Source organism: Bradyrhizobium sp. LMTR 3 (genome assembly GCF_001693485.1).
Lineage (GTDB): Bacteria > Pseudomonadota > Alphaproteobacteria > Rhizobiales > Xanthobacteraceae > Bradyrhizobium.
Genome location: NZ_MAXC01000012.1, coordinates 557,355 through 576,421, shown reverse-complemented (window position 1 = coordinate 576,421; position 19,067 = coordinate 557,355). Strand labels below are relative to the sequence as shown.

The window sequence follows — 19,067 nt, the reverse complement described above, 5'->3', positions numbered from 1 at the left end:
AGCCACTCGATAGCCCGCGAGGTCTTGGATCACCCGAGCCTATGATCGTCCGGGTCCAGTCGCTTCCTGCGAGAAGCTACTTTGCCGAGCACAGCCACACCTGGAATCAACTCGTCTACGCGATTTCCGGCGCGCTCACCGTCAACGCTGACGGAAGGAGTCTCGTCATTTCCCCAGAACAGGCCGTCTGGCTGCCGACCGGTACCAAACACTCGGTCGGCTCCCTCATGGGAGCGGAGTTCCGAAGCCTCTGGGTAGCCGATGACGCAAGCCAAGGAATGACCTCCGGGACGGCGGTCATTCATGTATCCACGCTTCTGCGGGCACTCATCATAGAGGCCGCATCGCTCAAACAAGAAGATCGTCACTACGCCGACCGCGTTACCGCACTCATCCTCGAGCAGTTGCGACGGGCAACGCCCATCTCGGGAGCCCTGCCATGGCCTACCCACCCGGCCTTGCTTGCACTTTGTGAGAGCCTCTATGCCGATCCTGCCAATCCTCGTCACAGTGACAAGTGGGGGCTTGAGATCGGGATGTCGCCGCGAACGCTGACCCGGCGCTTTGAGAGCGAAGTCGGCATGAGCTTGCGCACCTGGCGTCAGCGTCTGCGCCTTTTCAAGGCGATCGAAATGTTGGGCAGCGACCTTCCGATCACGGAGATAGCACTACGCCTTGGCTATTCCTCGGCGTCAGCATTCATATTCATGTTTCGCTCGGAAATGAGAGTTAGCCCTCTTCAATATAGACGCAATCTAAGCCACGTAGTTGGTAGCGGGGCTGCATGAAGCGCAAGATCGGACCCGGCGTCAGAACTCGGGCGCTCCCTCACGCGCGGTTCGCGCCTGATGACGCATGTGCTGCCAGATAGCGAGGCCGACCGATAGCGCCGCACAGAGCAATAACGCGCCGGAAATCGGCCGCGTGAAGAACAGTAGCGGGTTGTCGTCCGTCATGATCGCCCGGATGAGGTTGATCTCGATCTGATCGCCGAGGATGAGGCCGAGGATCAGCGGCGCCAGCGGAAATCCGCACCTCACCAGCGCATAGCCGAACACACCAAAGATGAGCAGGACATACACGCTCTGCATCGTGTTGTTGAGCGCGTAAGCACCGATCACGCAAAGCACCAGCACCACCGGTGCAAGCACCGCGAGCCTCACCCGGGTGATTTGAAGCATGAATAGCGCGCCCGCGGCCACGATCAGCACCATCAGCAGGTGCGCCAGAATGTATGCGGCGTAAATGCCGTAGGCGAGGGCGGGTTGCTGGGTGACGAACAGCGGCCCCGACTGGATGCCATGGATCGTCATGGCGCCCAGCATGACGGCGGTCACGGCGTCGCCCGGGATGCCGAACGCCATGATGGTCACCAGCGAGCCGCCGACATTGGCATTGTTGGAGGACTCAGAGGCGATGATGCCCTCGGGGATGCCCGTGCCGAACCGCTCGGGGTGGCGCGAGAACTTCTTCGCCTGGTCGTAGGCCAGCATATTGGCGGCGCTGCCGCCGATCGCCGGCAGCACGCCGATCAGGATGCCGACGATCGTCGACCACAAGAGCAGGAACGGACGGCCGAGGATTTCGCCGATCACCTTGAGGTGGGAAACCCCAAGGGAAACTCCAAGACTCGGCTGCGCGGCCAGAACGGACTCGGGCGTCTTTGGCACTGCTAGCTTCTCGATATCGGACATGATCTGCGCGAACGCAAAGATCCCGATCAGCACCGGCAGGAACGGGAAGCCGCCGCTGATGAACTCGGACCCGAAGGTGAAGCGCGGCACGCTGCCGATCGGGTCCGTGCCGATGACGGTGATCAGGAGGCCAATGGCGGTCGACAGCAGCCCCTTGATGAATGAGGACTCGGCCAGGCCCGCCACCATCGCCATGGCCAGCACGAACAGCGAGAAATACTCCCACGGTCCGAACTGAAGTGCGATGGCCGCGAGCGGTCCGGTCACCAGGATCAGGAACAGCCCGCCGAGCAGCCCGCCGAATAACGACGACCACACGCCGAGCCAGATCGCCCGGCCCGGCGCGCCAGCCCGCGCCATCGGAAAGCCGTCGAAGGTCGTGGCGATCGCCGAGGGCGTGCCCGGAATTCCGAGCAGACACGCGGTGACCAGGCCGCCGGCGGAGCCGCCGACATAGACGCCGGTCATCGCGGCTAGCCCCTGCAAGGGATCGAGACCATAGGTGAACGGCAGGATGACGATAATCGTCATCGTGATGGTGACGCCCGGCAGCGCGCCGCCGATCACGCCAACGAGCGTGCCGGCGAACAGCGGTACGAGATAATTCCACTGCAGCACCGTCAGCAGCCCATGTCCCAGAAGTTCGAACATGGCCTACCAGTCTGTCCAGCTACCGCGAGGAAGCAGCACCGTGAGATACCGCTCGAAGACCAGGTACGTCACCGCCGACGTGCCAATCGCTATTGCCGCGAGGACCGCCCATTGCCGCCAGGTCGTAGGCCTCTCGAGCGTCGCTTGCAGCGCGGCGACGAACAGGACGGTGGCGATGCGATAGCCAAGCAAAGGCAGAAATACCAAGTAGAGCGCGACAATGACGAAGGAGAGCGCGACCAGGCCATAGGCCCGTTGCGGCTGCGCCGGCGCAGGGACGTCGGCCGGCTCAGCGCGCCGCGCGAGCAGGTCCTGCACGATCAGCGCAGCGCTGGTCACGGCCATGAAGATCAGGACGATGCGCGGATAGAAGCCGGGACCGACCGGCACCAGCGGTAGCTGCGGCAGTCCAAACGATTGCACAAGCAGGGTCAGACTGACCGCGAGGAAGATCAATCCGGCGAGGCTATCGCGGCCAAGTCTCATTTCTTGGCGAGACCGAGATCGGTCATGATCACCTTGCTCTCTTGGTCGAGCTTGTCGAGGAATGGACCGTATTCGGCGGCGCTGAGATGAGAGACGCGCGTGCCTTGCTTCTTCATTGCGTCCGCGAACTCCGCCTCCTTGGCGGCTTTTCCGCAGGCCTCGTCCAGCTTGGCGCGCACCGCGGCCGGCGTGCCCTTTGGTACCACCAGGCCGCGCAAAACCGCGTAGACGATATCCATGCCGAGCTCCTTCAGCGTCGGCACGTCAGGGGCTTCGGGATCGCGCTTCTCGGCAGCAATGGCAAGAAACTTGAGCTGACCTGCATCGACCTTGCCTTTCTGCGTCAGGTTGGCATCGGTCAAATCGACATGACCGCCGAGAATGGCATTCATGCGCGGCGCAAGGCCTTCGTAGGATACGTACTTGAACTTGACGCCCGCCGCTTTTTCGACGAGCGCCGGGAAGATGTGGCTGGTCGATCCGAGGGTTGCCCCTACGGTGATCTGGCCCGGACGCTTCTTGGCGTCCTCGGCAAGCTCGGCCCAGCTCTTCCATGGCGTCTTGGGGCTCGCCGTCAGGACCGATGGCGTCGCAGAGAGCAGGCAGATCGGCTCGAAGTCGCTGTATTTGACGTCCGTGACGCCGGCATAGTGCACAAGATGAATGTAGTCGTGCACCGCATAAAGCGTATAGCCGTCCGGCGGCGAGCCCTTGGCTTCGCGCGCCCCGACGGTGCCGGAGGCGCCCGTGACGTTGGCGATCACGATTGGCTGACCGATGTGCTTCTGTAGAAGCGGCGCAAATGGACGGAAGATGTTGTCCGTATCGCCGCCTGCCGCCCACGGCACGATCATCTTGATCGGGCGCTCAGGATAGTTCTGAGCCGCGGCCGGCATGGCCATCGCGGCCAACGCTGCTGTCGCCGCCAAAATACGGAGCACGGTCCTCATGACGCTTCTCCCTATCGCTGTTGATTGTTTTTTTCGATCATAGCAAGACGCCAGGACTTCGCAAACAATGATGCGACAAGGATGGTCCGGTAGCGTGTGCGGCGCACCGCCAAATCCAAATTCGGGTTGAAACCACCGGTGCCCTCGAGGCGCTCCGGAGTATCCTAAGCGGCTGCCTGGTCTGTTGCGGTGGCACGACGTGCGCGGGGGAAATCCGTTTGGAGCCAATTTCAGCCGCAAGCCAGCCTTCCTCCTGCTTCCTCCTGCGCGGGCTGTCGTATATGAGAGATTTGCCACCGGAATGTGCCGATCGTCCTTTAGGACCGAATTGGCGGCGTGGATGGCGGCGGCGGTTAGTTAGTCCAAAATCCGACACTTCATCGATGTAAGCGCTGACAGGCATTTCAACCGGGGCGTGGCATGGTAACTCGATTTGCGACGGCGCAATACACAGTGGCGATGCGGCGCTGGGGACCTCCCGCCATTGCGGCGCTCGTGGCGATGGCAGCATTGACGGCGTTGACCGCCGACGCCGCGGCGAGACAGGCGCGCCCCGCGGCACCCATCGAGGAGACGGCGCCGCGCGATGTAGGCGAGCCGATCATGGCGATCGTGTCGATCAAGACCCAGCAGGTCACTCTCTACGACGCCGACGGCTGGATCCTGCGCGCGCCGGTGTCGACCGGCACCACGGGACGCGAGACGCCGGCCGGCGTCTTCACCGTCGTCGAGAAGAACAAAGACCATCGCTCGAACATGTATGACGATGCCGAGATGCCGAACATGCAGCGCATCACCTGGAACGGTATCGCGCTGCACGGCGGGCCGCTGCCCGGGTATGCGGCTTCGCATGGCTGCGTGCGGATGCCCTACGGCTTTGCGGAAAAGCTGTTCGACCAGACGCGGATCGGAATGCGGGTGATCATCTCGCCGAACGACGCGGCTCCGGTCGAGTTTTCTCACCCCGCGCTGTTCGGGCCAAACGCGAAGGCCGTCGCAGCCGCGCCAGTGCGTGCCGAGACGCTCGTCCGCGAGGCCGCTGAGGCCGCCAGGACGGCCGACGAGGCGAAGAAAGCCGCGGTGACAGCGGCGCGCGAGGCGGCATCGCTCACGGCGTCGCTGCGCAAGCTGGAAGGGCTCAAGAAGCGCGCCGACGCCGAGCTCGCGTTAGCCGACAAGGCGCTCGGCGCCGCAAAGACGGACGAGGCCAGGGCGCGAGCCGAGGACCTCAAGCAAAAGGCCGCCGCCAAGGCCGCGGACCTGGGGACGCGGCTCGATACCGCCCAGGCCGATGCGAAGTCGAAGCCCACCGCCGCCGAGGCCAAGGACGCCGCCAAGGCGGCCGCGACCAGGAAGGCCGACGCCGCCAAGGCGGCGAGCGAGGCGAAGCTCGCGCTCGAGCCGGTCTCGGTCTACGTCAGCCGCGCGACGCAGAAACTTTACGTGCGGCGCAACACGCATAAGCCGGCGCCGGACGGGGGCGGCGAGGTGTTCGATGCGTCCATCGAGGTTCCGGTCATGATCCGCAATCCCGAGAAGCGGATCGGCACGCATGTTTTCACGGCGGTGGCGCATAGCGACAAGGGCCTGCGCTGGACCGCAGTCACGATCGACAACGCCGATGACGCCAAAAGCGCGCTCGACCGCATCTCCATCCCGCAGGATGTGCTCGATCGCATCGCGCCGACCGCATTGCCGCGATCCTCGATCATCGTCTCGGACGAGCCGCTGAGCCGCGAGACCAACTATCGCACCGAGTTCGTCGCGGTGCTGAGCAACCAGCCGCAGGGCGGCTTCATTACGCGCCAGCCGACGCCCGATGTCATTGCAAGCGGCAACGACTGGGGTGCCGACGGCTTCTTCCCCTTTTTCACGCCCAATTCGAACCCCCAACCTGGCACTACGCGCCGGCGCGGCGGGCAGTACTATCAACAGGTGCAACCGGGCTGGCCGTCGTGGTAAGACACGGCACGCCGCGTGCATGCCGTATGCTCGCTGACTGGCAGTTATTCCTCGCCGCAGGGTTCGAAGCCGTTATAATGGGGAGGTTGCGACATGAGTTGGCGAATGGGCCATGGTGGCAACAAACGATCAGATCGTCACCGTGTTCGGCGGAACCGGCTTTCTGGGCCGCCGCATCGTTCGACAACTGCGCTCACGCGGATTTCCGGTTCGGATCGCGTCAAGGCATCCGGACCACGGCTACACTTTGCCTGATGCTGATGATCCGCAACTTCAATCCGTAGAGGCCAACATTCACGATGAGCGGTCGGTCGCGGATGCGCTTGCCGGCGCTTACGGCGTTGTGAATGCGGTCAGTCTCTACGTCGAGCACGGATCAGAGACCTTTCATTCCGTTCATGTCGAGGCCGCCCGGCGGGTAGCAGTTCAAGCGCACGGGGCTGGAGTCAAAAGACTCGTCCATATTTCAGGAATCGGGTCCGATGCCGCCTCACCATCACGCTACATCCGAAAGCGCGGCGAGGGCGAGCAGGTGGTGCGGGCCGCGTTCGCCGAGGCAACGTTCATCCGTCCGGCGGTGATGTTCGGACCGGACGACGCGTTTCTCGTCGTCATCCTCAAGCTGCTCCGCCAGCTTCCCGTCTATCCGATGTTCGGCCGCGGCGTGACCAGATTGCAGCCGGCCTATGTGGATGATGTTGCGGATGCGATTGGCCGGATCATGCAGCGCGCCGAGACGCCGGGGATATTCGAGTTCGGCGGGCCTCGCGTCTACTCTTACGAGGAGCTGCTGAGAGCCGTGGCGCAGCAAGCCGGACTTGCGCCTCGACTGCTTCCAATCCCGTTTGTCGCCTGGCATGCACTGGCATGGGCCTCCGAAACGTTCCGGATTCCACTGCTCACGCGCAATCAAGTGGAGCTGATGGAAATCGATACGGTGTCATCGCCGGATATGCCTGGATTTGCGGAGCTTGGGATATCGCCGCACTCGGTCGAGACAATACTCCAGAAGATGCTGTCGAACTCCGGAGGATGAGATTCCTCGATTGCGCCGCGTCAACGGACGTCGGGATGGTCGATGTTGCGCTCAGGATGAGGAACCAACCCTTGGAGATACCGTTATTTAATTCAATCAATGCGAGGGGGGCGACCGCGTCATAAGCGAAGGCGGATATCATGGCTACATGTGAAACCTGCGGCAATGACTATGACAAGTCCTTTCAGGTCACAATGAACGGCAAGGCGCATACCTTCGATAGTTTCGAGTGCGCCATTCATGCGCTCGCGCCGACCTGCGATCATTGCGGCATCCGCATCGTCGGGCATGGATTGGAGAAGTCCGGCACGTTCTTTTGTTGCGAGCATTGCGCCGAGGGTGAAGGCGTCAAAGGCCTGCGTGATCGAATCTAGGTCCGGGCAGTTGGCGCGGGCAGGGTCCCTCCATCCGTCCGCGAAGGACGATGCTTCGTTTGCAACGCGCGGCTTGCGCTCGCTCGGGCGAACCTGCCAGTCGCAATGGGTGCTTTGGGACAGCATGACTGCCGGATAACTTTACTTGCGCCATTGAAAATTTGAGCATTGAATTCCGCGAAGATGCGCCACTACCGCAAGTAGTTTTCAAGTGTGTCTGTACCCTCACAGAATGACTTGATGAAGAGACACGGCCTCGGCGTGAGGCGAGTGTGATGGCCTCATGCATGGTTGAACGGAGGTATGCCTATTTCGTCCGCCTGACTGATCGGGAGCGGCCAAACGCGCGAAGCTGATGCACGCACCGACCAGCGCCGTCGTAGCCCAACAAACAGGGAGAAGAACAATGAGCACCTGGCTTAGCGAGCGAGAGCAGCGTCTTGTCGCGGGCGCGGAGGCGGCATCGGCGGCAACGCCGATTCCCACGCAGATTGTTTCCAACGGCGAGTATCTGCCGCCCCCGCAGAGCGCTGTGCAAAAGAAGGTCGAGGCACGGATCAACGAGCTCGCCGACGCGAACGGCAAGCACCTCGGCTTGAGCCGCCGGCAGTTCCTGCACACGAGCTGCGGCATGGCGGCGGCATTCCTCGCCATGAACGACGTCTACGGCAATGTTTTCCAGGTCGCGCCTGCGGAGGCGCGAGAGCCCGAATTGATGCGGGCGCGCGCGCAAGGCCTCGCCGACCAGTTCATTTTCGACGTTCAGACCCACTTCGTGCGTGATGACTTCGATCACAAGGAGCTGTTGGGGCTGGCGGACTTTGCCAGCCAGCACTGGAATCCGAAGATGAAGGAGGAGGGCGTGTCCTCGCTCGCCCGCTACAAGTTCCAGAACTATGTGAAAGAGATCTACTACGACAGCGACACCAACATGGCGCTGTTGAGCGGCGCGCCGTTCGACGATCCGAGCTGGTGGCTTCTTTCCAATGAGCAGATCGTCAAGGCACGCGAACTCATCAACGACTTCGCCGGATCGCGGCGCCTCTTGGCGCACAGCGTCATCACCCCAAAGCAGCCCGGCTGGATGGAGGAGGTCGACAAGGCGATCGAGGTCTACAAGCCGGATTCCTGGAAGTCCTACACGATCGGCGATCCGCTGGCGCCCTCCAAGTTCCCATGGCGGCTCGACGACGAGCAGGTGATGTATCCGTTTTACGAGAAAGCCGTAAAATCCGGCATCAACACGCTGTGCATTCACAAGGGGCTGCTGCCGCCCGATTACGAGAAGTCGTTCGCCGGCGTGTGGGAATATGCAACCGCGTGGGACATCGGAAAGGCTGCCAAGGATTGGCCGCAGATGAACTTCGTGATCTATCACTCGGCGCTACGGCCGTTCACCGAACTGCCCGACAAGGCGTGGGCCGAGTTCGAGCAGACCGGCCGCATCCAGTGGGCCACGGATCTTGCGGAAATCCCGCAGAAGTTCGGCGTCACCAATGTCTATGCCGAGCTCGGCACGTGCTTTGCCAACTCGGCGGTGGCGCATCCGAAATTCTGCGCCGCGTTGGTCGGCACGTTGATCAAGGGTATGGGGGTAGACCACGTGATGTGGGGCACCGACTCGGTCTGGTACGGCTCACCGCAGTGGCAGATCGAGGCGATGCGCCGGCTCGAAATCCCGGAGGACATGCGGAAGAAACACGGCTTTGCGCCGCTCGGCGACGCCAATAGCGCCACCAAGCAACTGATCTTCGGGGGCAACGCCACAAGGTTCTACAAGATCAAGCTGAGAGCGGCCGACAACACCAGGATGCCGGCCTATTCCGAGGACCGCCTCGCTTCGCTCAAGAACGAGTACACGCAGGCGGCCAAGGCGCCGTCGAACCTGCGCTACGGCTACGTTCGCGCTGCGTAGTGTCGAGCGGTCGCGCCGGCGGAGTGGACGAGCTCCGCGGGCGCGGTCGAGGCGCGGCTGCAGTGAAGGGCGTAGATCGACAGAGGCAATTTTGGTTTCGGATGAAAACCAAACGCTTCGTGCGATATCTGCTTTTTGGCTCCAATAGCCACATCCCGTCCGTTGTGCCCCCACAACCCGGCATCGGATGATTGCGTCGCAACATGCGCCGACACAATTGGCCGCATCCGGGACTGCCAAACCGGGCTTGTAGGACTTTCGATCAATTGTATTCTCAAGGGGAGCATGCGGAACTCGCATGGCTGCTGCCTGAAGGGCGCAGATCACCATAAGCAGGCGCGAACCAACGTGCCGGTTTTTGGGTGGAGACCGACATGGCCGATGGCGGATCGTTTGACACGTTCCCCAAATTGCTACTGCGAAACGCCGCGAAATTTGGCAACCGTCCGGCGTTTCGCCATAAGGATCTTGGCATCTGGCAGACATGGACTTGGACCGAGGTCGCCGGGATCGTACGTGCTTATGCCGCGGGTTTGCAGCGGATTGGATTGCAGCCAGGCGATACGATCGCCATCGTCGGCTCCAACCGGCCGAAGCTCTATTGGACCATAATGGCAGCGCAGGCGCTGCGTGCGATTCCGGTTCCGGTCTATTCGGATGCGGTGGCTGACGAGGTTGCCTACGTCCTTGCCCACGCCGACGTGAAGCTTGTTGCAGCGCAAGATCAGGAGCAGGTCGACAAGGTTTTGTCCGTATCCGACCGGGTGCCGCATCTCCGCAAGATTGTTTATGACGAACCGCGAGGACTCCGCGACTACGATCACAGCCGGTTGGTCGCAATCCAAGATGTCATCGAAGACGGCCGAGCCGCGCTTGTGGGCAACGCTGCGCTTGGCGAGCAGATCGATGAAATCATCCGTCAGGGTGAAGGTTCTGACATCTCGATCATCCTCTATACCTCGGGAACAACCGGCGCGTCGAAGGGCGTCATGCTGTCGGCGCGAGGGTGCATCGACGCTGTAACGGATACTGTCAGGTTCGACAGGTTGACCGAGAACGACGTGGCGCTTGCTTACCTGCCGCTCGCCTGGGTGGGAGATCATTACCTCAACTATGCGCAGGGCCTTGCCGCCGGTTTCTGCATGGCGTGCCCCGAGAGCGGTGAGACGATCGAGCAGGATTTGCGCGAGATCGGACCAACCTTCTATTTCGCCCCGCCGCGCGTTTTCGAAAACATGCTGACTCGGGTGACGATCCGCATGGAGGATGCTGCGCATATCAAGCGGCGCATGTTCGACTACTTCCTCCGCATTGCGCGACGGCATGGCGAATCGATTTTGACCGGAAAGCCGGTGCCGGTGTCAGGCCGGCTACTCTATGCGCTCGGACGCTTGATACTCTACGAGCCCCTTAAAAACGTCCTCGGCCTGTCTCGCGTGCGCGTTGCCTATACTGCAGGTGAAGCTATTGGTCCGGATCTTTTCGCGTTTTACCGCTCGATCGGCCTGAATCTGAAGCAGCTCTACGGTCAGACTGAAGCATTCCTCTACGTCACGTGCCAGCCTGACGGGGAGATCTACTCCGATACTGTTGGACCGGCGGCGCCGAACGTCGACATTCGCATTGCGGAATCAGGCGAGGTGCAATTCCGTTCTCCCGGCATGTTTGTCCGATACTTCAAGGATCAGACGAAAACTGCGGAGACCCTGACGCCTGACGGTTACGTCAAGACCGGTGATGCCGGCTTCTTCGACGAGAAGACGGGACATCTGAAGATCATCGATCGCGCAAAGGATGTGGGCCGGCTGGCCGACGGAACGATATTTGCGCCGAAGTATCTCGAGAACAAGTTGAAGTTCTTTCCAAGCATCAAGGAAGCGGTCGCCTTCGGCGATTCCAGGGAGTTCGTTTGCGCCATTCTCAATATCGACCTGACTGCGGTGGGGAGCTGGGCCGAACGCAACAACATTGCCTACGGCTCCTATCAGGAACTGGCGGGGCATCCGCTGGTCTACGACCTGGTGGTAAAGAGCGTTGAAGAAGTGAACCGCTCCCTTGCGGAGGAAAAGGTGATGGCTGGCGCACAGATTCGCCGCTTTCTGATTCTGCATAAGGAGCTAGACGCAGACGATGGCGAATTGACACGCACGCAGAAAGTTCGCCGCGGATTTATCGCCGAGCGTTATGCGCCATTGGTCGCAGCGCTTTACGACGGTTCGCATGAAGCCGACATCTCCACCGAGGTCACTTTCGAGGATGGCCGCAAAGGCGTGATCGCGGCGCGGGTAAAGATCCGCGACGTGCCGGCAGTTGGCGCGACGGAACCCTTGGGGAGGGCCGCATGAGGATGCCGGACACGAGCGAAGTCCTGCTTCAGGTCGAGGGGGTATCGCTGGCGTTTGGCGGCGTGAAAGCGCTGAGGGATGTTTCCCTTGACATCAGGAAAGGTGAAATTCGCGCCATCATCGGACCGAATGGCGCCGGAAAGACTTCGATGCTCAACGTCATCAACGGCTTCTATCATCCCAATCGCGGTGCCATCACCTTCAAGGGACGAACCCGCGCCCAGATGCAGCCGTTCGAGGCGTCCCGTGGCGGCATTGCGCGCACCTTTCAAAACGTCGCCCTGTTCAAGGGAATGAGCGCGCTCGACAATATCATGGCTGGCCGCACATTGAAGATGCGGCGGGGCCTTCTGTGGCAGATGCTGCGCTACGGCCCCGCGCTGGCGGAGGAGATCGAGCATCGGCACCGGGTCGAGGAGATCATCGATTTTCTGGAGATTGAGGCGATCCGCAAGGTGCCGGTCGCGCGCTTGCCATACGGCCTGCAGAAACGCGTCGAACTCGGCCGCGCGCTAGCGATGGAGCCCGATCTCCTTCTGCTTGACGAGCCGATGGCAGGCATGAACCTCGAAGAGAAGAAGGACATGTCGCGGTTCATCATCGACGTGAACGATCATTACGGCACGACCATCGCGCTGATCGAGCACGACATGGCGGTGGTGATGGATCTCTCCCATCGCGTGGTGGTGCTCGATCATGGCGTGAAGATCGCCGACGGCACGCCGGATGAGGTCAAGAACAATCAGGCAGTCATCGAGGCCTATCTCGGCGTCGCGCACTAGGGAGCATGCTGTGATCGCATTGGGTCAATTTCTCGAGGTGCTGATCGGCGGATTGATGTCCGGCGTCCTGTATTCGCTGGTCGCGCTCGGCTTCGTGTTGATCTTCAAGGCATCCGGCGTCTTTAATTTTGCGCAAGGCGCAATGGTGTTGCTCGCGGGGCTGGCGCTGGTTCGTTCGCTCGATCTCCTCGTGGCTAGCGGCTTCCCGCTTTGGGCTGCGATCGTCCTCGGCATCGGCTTTGCCGCGGTAATCATGGCGATAACGGCCTGGCTGATCGAGCGGTTCGTGATCGGACCTCTCGTCAATCAGGATGGCCTCACATTGTTCATGTCCACCATCGGCGTGACATTCGTCCTCGAGGGTGCGGCGCAGATGATCTTCGGTTCCGATGCTTATCCTTTGCGGCTGTTTCCGACGGACGCCTGGTTCCTGTTTGAAAATGTCTTTCCCGGTGGAATTCTGGTCAACAAGCTGGATGTCTGGGGCGGCGTAATCGCCGGCATTCTGGTCGCGGGCCTCGCGATCTTCTTCCAGCGTACCAAGACCGGTCGCGCGCTCAGGGCGGTTGCCGACGACCACATGGCCGCGCAGTCGGTCGGGATTCCAATTAGCTGGATCTGGTTCGTGGTCTGGCTTGCCGCCGGTCTCGTTGCGCTGGTTGCAGCGACCGTGTGGGGTACCAAACTGGGCGTGCAGTTCTCCATCACGTTTCTCGCGCTGAAGGCCCTGCCGGTTCTGATCATTGGGGGCCTTACCTCGGTCCCAGGGGCCATCGTCGGCGGGCTCATTGTGGGTGCGGGCGAGAAGCTCGCCGAGGTGTTCCTGGGGTCTCATATTGGTGGCGGTATCGAATATTGGTTCGCCTATGTGCTGGCGCTGGCCGTGCTGCTGGTGCGGCCGCAGGGGCTGTTCGGGGAGCGGATCATCGAGCGTATCTGAGACGAGGAGTTAGTTGTGCTTTATCGTGAGGCTGGCCAATTCAAGACGACCTACGCGGAGGATATGGCGATCTTCCCGATCCGCCAGGACCGTATGGCGCTCGCGATCTTGCTTGGTATCGCCTTCATTGGCGTGCCGCTGCTGGCCGACTTCGACATTTGGCCGTTCGGCAGCGACTATCTGCTTCGCGCCATTCTGCTGCCCTTCCTTATTCTCGCGCTGGCCGCTATCGGCGTAAACATCCTCGTCGGCTATTGCGGCCAGATCTCGCTCGGCAGCGGCGCGTTCATGGCCATCGGCGCCTACTCCGCCTACAAGTTGGGGACCGGCGTTCATATTCCGCTCGCCTGGCTTGACTTCGCGATTTCGATCCCGCCGTTGCCCGTACTGCTATCTATTTTGCTCGGCGGGCTCGCGGCGGCGGTTGTCGGCATCCTCTTCGGCATTCCCAGTCTGCGGATCAAGGGCCTCTATCTGGCGGTAGCAACACTCGCAGCGCAGTTCTTCTTTGACTGGGTGTTCCTGCGGGTGTCGTGGTTCACCAATTATGCGCCGTCGGGGTCGGTCAGTGCACCGACACTGGATTTCTTCGGCCTGAACGTAGGCACGCCGATCGAGCGCTATATGCTGTGCCTGATCTTCGTAACGGTGTTCGCGGTTCTGGCGAAGAACCTCGTTCGCGGCAATCTCGGCAGGCAATGGATGGCGATCCGCGACATGGACATAGCCGCGGAGCTCATCGGTATCCGGCCACTCTACGCGAAGCTCACGGCTTTCGCGGTCTCTTCATTTATCATCGGCGTGGCGGGCGCCCTTTGGGCGTTCGTCTATCTGGGCTCGTGGGAGCCGCTCGCCTTCTCGATCGAGCGTTCGCTGCAGCTTCTGTTCATGGTGATCATCGGCGGGTTGGGTTCGATCATGGGGTCATTCATCGGTGCGGCCTTTATCCTGATCCTGCCCATCATGCTGAACCTACTTCCAACCCAGCTCGGTGTGCCGCTGTCGACAGAGACGATTACTCATCTGGAATTCATCATCTTTGGCTCGTTGATCTGCTATCTTCTCATCAAGGAGCCACATGGGTTTGCCCGGCTCATATCGATTGGCAAGGAGAAGCTCAGACTTTGGCCGTTTCCCTACTGAAGGGGCGGGCAGGGCGAAGCAAGCCGAAGATCGCAATGCGGAGCGGCGGTCGTTGGCAATAGGAGGCAAGAAAGCCCGCGATAACAAGACCCGGTACAGAAAAAACGGGCTGAACGAGGAGGAGAGTTATAATGGTACGCAACAAACTATTACTTGCTGCAGCGATACTTTCAGGCGGGGCGTTTGCCTCTCCTGCTGCAGCGCAGAGCGAGCAGTTCATCCCGATACTATCCTACCGAACGGGCGCGTACGCCGTGAATGGCGTGCCGTACGCAAACGGCGTGGCCGACTATTACAACCTTGTCAACGAGCGCGACGGCGGCATCAACGGCGTCAAGCTCTTGGTCGAGGAATGCGAAACCGGCTACGCCACCGACAAGGGCGTTGAATGTTACGAACGCCTCAAGGGGAAGGGCCCTACCGGCGCGGCCTTCGTCAATCCGCTGTCGACCGGCATTACATTCGCCCTCACCGAGAAGACCACGACTGACAAGATCCCGATTATCACCATGGGCTATGGCCGCGCCGATTCCAAGAACGGCGCCGTGTTCGCCTACAATTTCCCGCTGCTCGGCACGTACTGGTCCGCGGCCGATATCGCGATCCAGCACGTCGCCAAGGAGGTGGGCGGCTTCGACAAGCTGAAGGGCAAGAAGATTTCGCTGCTCTATCACGACAGCCCATACGGCAAGGAGCCGATCCCGATGCTGCAGGTGCTGGCCAAGAAGTACGCCTTTGAGTTCACGCCGATCCCGGTTACGCATCCCGGTGTCGAACAGAAGTCGCAATGGCTATCGATCCGCCAGAACCGGCCGGACTATGTCCTGGTCTGGGGCTGGGGCGTCATGAACGGGACGGCAGTCAAGGAAGCTGCGGCCGTTGCCTATCCGCGCGACAAGATGATCGGCGTTTGGTGGTCGGGCGCAGAGCCGGATGTGCAGCCCGCAGGCGATCAAGCCGTCGGCTACAAGGCGCTGATGCTTCAGCATGGTGCGGGCAAATTCCCCGTGCATGCCGACATCGAGAAGCACGTCTATGCAAAGGGCAAGGGCGCGTCGGAGCCCGGCAAGGTCGGCGAGGTTCTCTACAACCGCGGCATGGTGAACGCCATGCTCGGGGTGGAAGCGATCCGCAAGGCGCAGGAAAAGTTCGGCAAGAAGCCGCTGACGGGCGAGCAGGTCCGTTGGGGTCTTGAGAACCTCAGCCTCCCGGACGCGCGTCTCAAGGAGCTCGGTTTCGAGGGCATGTTGAAGCCGATCAAGATTTCCTGCTCCGATCACGAGGGTGCGCGGGACGGGCGCGTGCAACAGTGGGACGGCAAGGGCTGGAAGGTCATATCCGACTGGTACACGGCCAACCAATCCGAGACCGAACCGCTCGTTGAAGAGGTTTCCGCGAAGTATGCCGCGGACAAGAAGATTCAGCCTCGCGACTGTTCGAAAGAGAGCTGAAAACATCTCGGAGATCCGGAAGGAGCGTTCGCTTCCTTCCGGGTATTCCGGAAGCTGTAACAGTTTGGAGGGAGCAGGTGTCAATTCCCAAGGCCGCCACGACGATAGAAGCGGCGGCGCCGTTCCTGTCGGTCAACAATATCGAGGTCGTGTACGATCACGTCATCCTGGTATTGAAGGGCGTATCGCTGGATGTGCCGCGGGGCGGAATCGTCGCGCTTCTCGGCGCCAATGGTGCAGGCAAGACAACGACTCTGAAGGCGATTTCCAATCTGCTACATTCAGAGCGCGGCGAGGTCACCAAGGGGTCAATCCTGTTTGACGGTGTCGAAGTACAGTCGCTGTCACCAAACGATCTGGTGCGGCGCGGCTGCATTCAGGTGATGGAGGGGCGGCGCTGCTTCGCCCACCTCACTGTCGAGGAAAATCTCCTGACCGGCGCATTCACGCGCGTGGACGGCAAGTCTGCGATCGCGGAGGATCTCGAGCGGGTCTATGCCTATTTTCCCCGTCTCAGGGAGCGGCGCGGTTCCACCGCGGGCTATACGTCGGGTGGCGAACAGCAGATGTGCGCAATCGGCCGTGCGCTGATGTCGCGCCCGAAGATGATCCTGCTCGACGAGCCATCGATGGGCCTCGCTCCGCAGATCGTCGAAGAGATCTTCGAGATCGTCAAGGATCTCAATGTCCGGGAAAATGTTACGTTCCTGCTCGCCGAGCAGAACACCAATATGGCGCTCAAATACGCCAGACACGGATACATCCTCGAAAATGGGCGGGTAGTGATGGACGGCGAGGCGCGGGCGCTCGCCGCAAATGAGGATGTCAAGGAATTCTATCTTGGCATCGCGGGGGACAAGCGCAAATCATTCCGCGATGTGAAGCACTACAAGCGACGCAAGCGCTGGCTCGCTTAGGCCATGCGGATAAAAAGCCATACTGCTGCGCCCGCGGCAGCCTTTGCTCTCGGAATCTTCTTCGCTGTGCCGGGTTCCGTTGCCACCAATACTGTCGTCAGCACGGTCGCGCCGCTCGTGGCGGCCGCCATCGGCAATCTCGGCTTCATGTCGCCTGCAATGGGCGAGCCGGCCGCACTCACAAAAAAACAGTCGGATGCGCTCAATACATACAACAATGCACGGAGCAACTTCGAGTCGATCCTGGGCCAGCGGCGCGCGCAGATCAATTCGAACCAGCGACTACCGAACTTGCCAGGACAAGCACTCTACCTTGCACGCAACAACATGATGAGCGCGTACAAGGATCTCACCGACGCTCTTCCGTCCAGGATAGGCAGGCCCAACAAATACGGAATCCCTCCGGCGTATTTTAGCGCCGACAACGAGCCGCTGCTCGACGAGTACAGGAGACTTTTCGACCTGATGCAAGCGCCGCCCGCCAACGCGCAAAACTCGGATACTCCATTCAAGGACGTTGTCGATCTGGGCACGGCCATTGCGCGAGCCAGGGGCCTTGATGCGGCCAATGCCGAAGCAGCAGGCCGTATCAGCCTGGGCCTGTTCTTTGCCGAGACAAATGGCAATCAGAACATCGGGAATGCGCGCTCGAACAAGTATAAGGGCAGCTTGCAAACAGGCGTACCCGAAGATCAAAACGGGCGAAGGAAATGGGCCGCGATAAAGAAGTCGATCGCAGCCTTTGATCCCGCACTGAACGCCCGCGACGACAAGGAAGAGGCACGGGCCGGCAATCAGGACCATCGGTACAACCACTGGACCGCCGTGCGGGATGGCCTCATGAACGCACACGCGGATATTTTCCCGCAAGTACCGGCGATCGTGAAAAAACTGCCGGATCCGATCGATCAAATGAAGCTGTTTGAACTCATCCAGATTATCCCGAGCCCGACCAGGTCCGCACTCGGGTCGCGCAACCTGGTCGACTATAGAATTTCCGACCCGAAGATCATGGCATACCTGCGAAACAACAGCGTTTTCACCTTCGGACAGGCTGACCGGGCCAAAACATCCGCGACCTACCGCGAAATTCTCGATGCGATGTGGCTGTTCAACGAAAAATTTGAACGAGCGCTTTCCAAGTTCGACGAAATCAAGAAGCAGTCAAAGGGTTGAAGCCGGCAGGCGGGGTTCAGATGGGACGCTACCGAGTCGTCAGAGTGGACCGAGCATGGCCCATCGGGGCTCGCAAAATTGCTTCACCGCCGCCGTGACACCGCTGCTGATGATGTTCCGCCGCTCAGGCGAACTCATGTTGAGCTCTTCGTCCCGGTTGATGATCGAGCCCGCTTCCAGCAGGACGGCAGCCATCCGGGTTTTTCTCAGCACGACGAGCTCATCGTACCGATAGACGCCGGTCTCCTTGTTCAGCAGCTCGCGCTGGTACCGGCCCATGATGGGCTGGGAATATTGCCTGGCATAGTCGAGGCCCTGGGCCTTCATTTCCTTGGCGATCAGTTCGGCGAAGGCGAAACTCGCCTTGAAGTCCGGGTTGCTGCGGGAGACGAAGACGGAATATCCGCTGAAGCGGTCGCTGAAATGGCTTTTCTTTCCCTCGAACTCCCAGTCCTCGAGGAATTTGTTGGGCACGGAGTCGTGGTGGATCGACAGCAAGAGATCTGCGCGCAGATCGTTGGCGGCGGCAACGCGTTTGAAGAGGCTGCGCCTCGCCTTGCCCTCGGTCACGAGTAACCTGGTTTCAGTAAAGCCCTCGGCCTTCAACTTCTCCTCGATCCGCTTCGCAAGGCGCAGATTGAAGACAAACTCAGAGACGTTGCGGGCGCTGATCGCGCCTTCCGATTCGGCGGTGTGTCCCACATCCAGAACGATCCGGAACTTGGAGGGATCGCACAGGGGGGCGACCGGTTTGAAAGCTGCAGAGGGCAAGGCGACCGGCCCCAGGGCGGCAAGCTTCACGGTGCGGCGCTTTGGCGAGGCGGCTGGCTTCGCCAAGGCGGTTCGCTTGCGCGAAGTGACATGCTTCGACGGCTTGCCTTGTTTTGGCGCATTGGCTTGCTTTGACGAGCCTTTGAAGACATCCGACAGCCAGCCCGCGTCGCTGACCTCGATCGGCAGAAGCATCATTGCGGCCATTGCGGCAATGATGATGCGGCCGCGGCGCCAAAATCGCGAAGCGATACCGCCGAGAACACGAATGAACGCGCGGGGCTTCATGCTCGCCCAGAGACCGAACCCGAAGGCGCGCTAATGCGAATGAGGCTTGCGTTGATGTCGACGAACGAAGTCCTGGCACAGCCGATGGAAAACATATCGTACCCCACCTACCGAATTCGACACGCAAAGGGTCGCAATCCAATGAGGGCGGATACAAGTCGGAGAGAGCGATTTCGGCATCCATTC

The 19,067-nt window shown here is 60.8% G+C and carries 16 protein-coding genes; 12 read left to right on the top strand and 4 right to left on the bottom strand.

Going from position 1 to position 19,067, the window contains the following annotated elements; genetic code table 11:
• The first annotated feature begins 41 nt into the window (after nt 1-41).
• Nucleotides 42-788: an AraC family transcriptional regulator gene (locus tag LMTR3_RS12300; protein WP_245319835.1), complete on the top strand. Its 747-nt coding sequence runs from the start codon at nt 42-44 to the stop codon at nt 786-788.
• 21 nt (nt 789-809) lie between these two features.
• On the opposite strand, the gene LMTR3_RS12295 is transcribed toward LMTR3_RS12300, so the two are convergent.
• From LMTR3_RS12295 to LMTR3_RS12285, 3 genes are read right to left on the bottom strand one after another with little or no spacing between them, the layout of a single operon-like run.
• Nucleotides 810-2,345, bottom strand: a complete 1,536-nt coding sequence (locus tag LMTR3_RS12295; RefSeq protein WP_065745265.1) for a tripartite tricarboxylate transporter permease — start codon at nt 2,343-2,345, stop codon at nt 810-812.
• 3 nt (nt 2,346-2,348) lie between these two features.
• Nucleotides 2,349-2,831, bottom strand: coding sequence for a tripartite tricarboxylate transporter TctB family protein (locus tag LMTR3_RS12290; RefSeq protein ID WP_065745264.1), 483 nt, complete (start codon nt 2,829-2,831; stop codon nt 2,349-2,351).
• Entirely contained in the window at nt 2,828-3,781 is a 954-nt protein-coding gene (locus LMTR3_RS12285; protein ID WP_065745263.1) for a Bug family tripartite tricarboxylate transporter substrate binding protein, read from the bottom strand. The genes LMTR3_RS12290 and LMTR3_RS12285 overlap by 4 nt, the downstream gene beginning before the upstream one ends.
• Before the next feature lie 420 nt (nt 3,782-4,201).
• Between LMTR3_RS12285 and LMTR3_RS12280 the strand changes: the two genes are divergently transcribed.
• The 11 genes from LMTR3_RS12280 to LMTR3_RS12230 all read left to right on the top strand — a co-directional run bounded on the left by LMTR3_RS12280 (nt 4,202) and on the right by LMTR3_RS12230 (nt 17,822).
• Nucleotides 4,202-5,743: a L,D-transpeptidase gene (locus LMTR3_RS12280; protein WP_065745262.1), complete on the top strand. Its 1,542-nt coding sequence runs from the start codon at nt 4,202-4,204 to the stop codon at nt 5,741-5,743.
• Between the two features lie 112 nt (nt 5,744-5,855).
• Nucleotides 5,856-6,779, top strand: coding sequence for a complex I NDUFA9 subunit family protein (locus tag LMTR3_RS12275; protein ID WP_065745261.1), 924 nt, complete (start codon nt 5,856-5,858; stop codon nt 6,777-6,779).
• Nucleotides 6,780-6,919: 140 nt separating this feature from the next.
• A complete protein-coding gene (locus tag LMTR3_RS12270; protein WP_065745260.1) occupies nt 6,920-7,153 on the top strand; it encodes a metallothionein in 234 nt (77 codons plus the stop codon).
• A gap of 406 nt (nt 7,154-7,559) precedes the next feature.
• Nucleotides 7,560-9,068: an amidohydrolase family protein gene (locus LMTR3_RS12265; protein WP_065745259.1), complete on the top strand. Its 1,509-nt coding sequence runs from the start codon at nt 7,560-7,562 to the stop codon at nt 9,066-9,068.
• Between the two features lie 374 nt (nt 9,069-9,442).
• Nucleotides 9,443-11,413, top strand: coding sequence for an AMP-binding protein (locus tag LMTR3_RS12260; RefSeq protein ID WP_065745637.1), 1,971 nt, complete (start codon nt 9,443-9,445; stop codon nt 11,411-11,413).
• Complete coding sequence (locus LMTR3_RS12255; RefSeq protein ID WP_065745258.1) at nt 11,410-12,195, top strand: ABC transporter ATP-binding protein; 786 nt, start codon at nt 11,410-11,412, stop codon at nt 12,193-12,195. The genes LMTR3_RS12260 and LMTR3_RS12255 overlap by 4 nt, the downstream gene beginning before the upstream one ends.
• 10 nt (nt 12,196-12,205) lie before the next feature.
• On the top strand, nt 12,206-13,135 hold the full coding sequence (locus LMTR3_RS12250) for a branched-chain amino acid ABC transporter permease (protein ID WP_283809279.1): 930 nt from the start codon (nt 12,206-12,208) through the stop codon (nt 13,133-13,135).
• Between the two features lie 15 nt (nt 13,136-13,150).
• Nucleotides 13,151-14,278, top strand: coding sequence for a branched-chain amino acid ABC transporter permease (locus LMTR3_RS12245; protein ID WP_065745257.1), 1,128 nt, complete (start codon nt 13,151-13,153; stop codon nt 14,276-14,278).
• Nucleotides 14,279-14,409: 131 nt separating this feature from the next.
• The gene (locus LMTR3_RS12240; protein ID WP_065745256.1) at nt 14,410-15,729 is read left to right on the top strand and encodes an ABC transporter substrate-binding protein; all 1,320 of its coding nucleotides are present in this window, start codon (nt 14,410-14,412) and stop codon (nt 15,727-15,729) included.
• A gap of 77 nt (nt 15,730-15,806) precedes the next feature.
• Nucleotides 15,807-16,646, top strand: coding sequence for an ABC transporter ATP-binding protein (locus LMTR3_RS12235; protein WP_065745255.1), 840 nt, complete (start codon nt 15,807-15,809; stop codon nt 16,644-16,646).
• Nucleotides 16,647-16,793: 147 nt separating this feature from the next.
• Nucleotides 16,794-17,822, top strand: coding sequence for a hypothetical protein (locus LMTR3_RS12230; RefSeq protein WP_502686631.1), 1,029 nt, complete (start codon nt 16,794-16,796; stop codon nt 17,820-17,822).
• A 39-nt stretch (nt 17,823-17,861) separates the two neighbouring features.
• Here LMTR3_RS12230 and LMTR3_RS12225 read toward each other — a convergent pair whose 3' ends face one another.
• Complete coding sequence (locus LMTR3_RS12225; RefSeq protein WP_349643798.1) at nt 17,862-18,881, bottom strand: N-acetylmuramoyl-L-alanine amidase family protein; 1,020 nt, start codon at nt 18,879-18,881, stop codon at nt 17,862-17,864.
• Between the last annotated feature and the right edge of the window lie 186 nt (nt 18,882-19,067).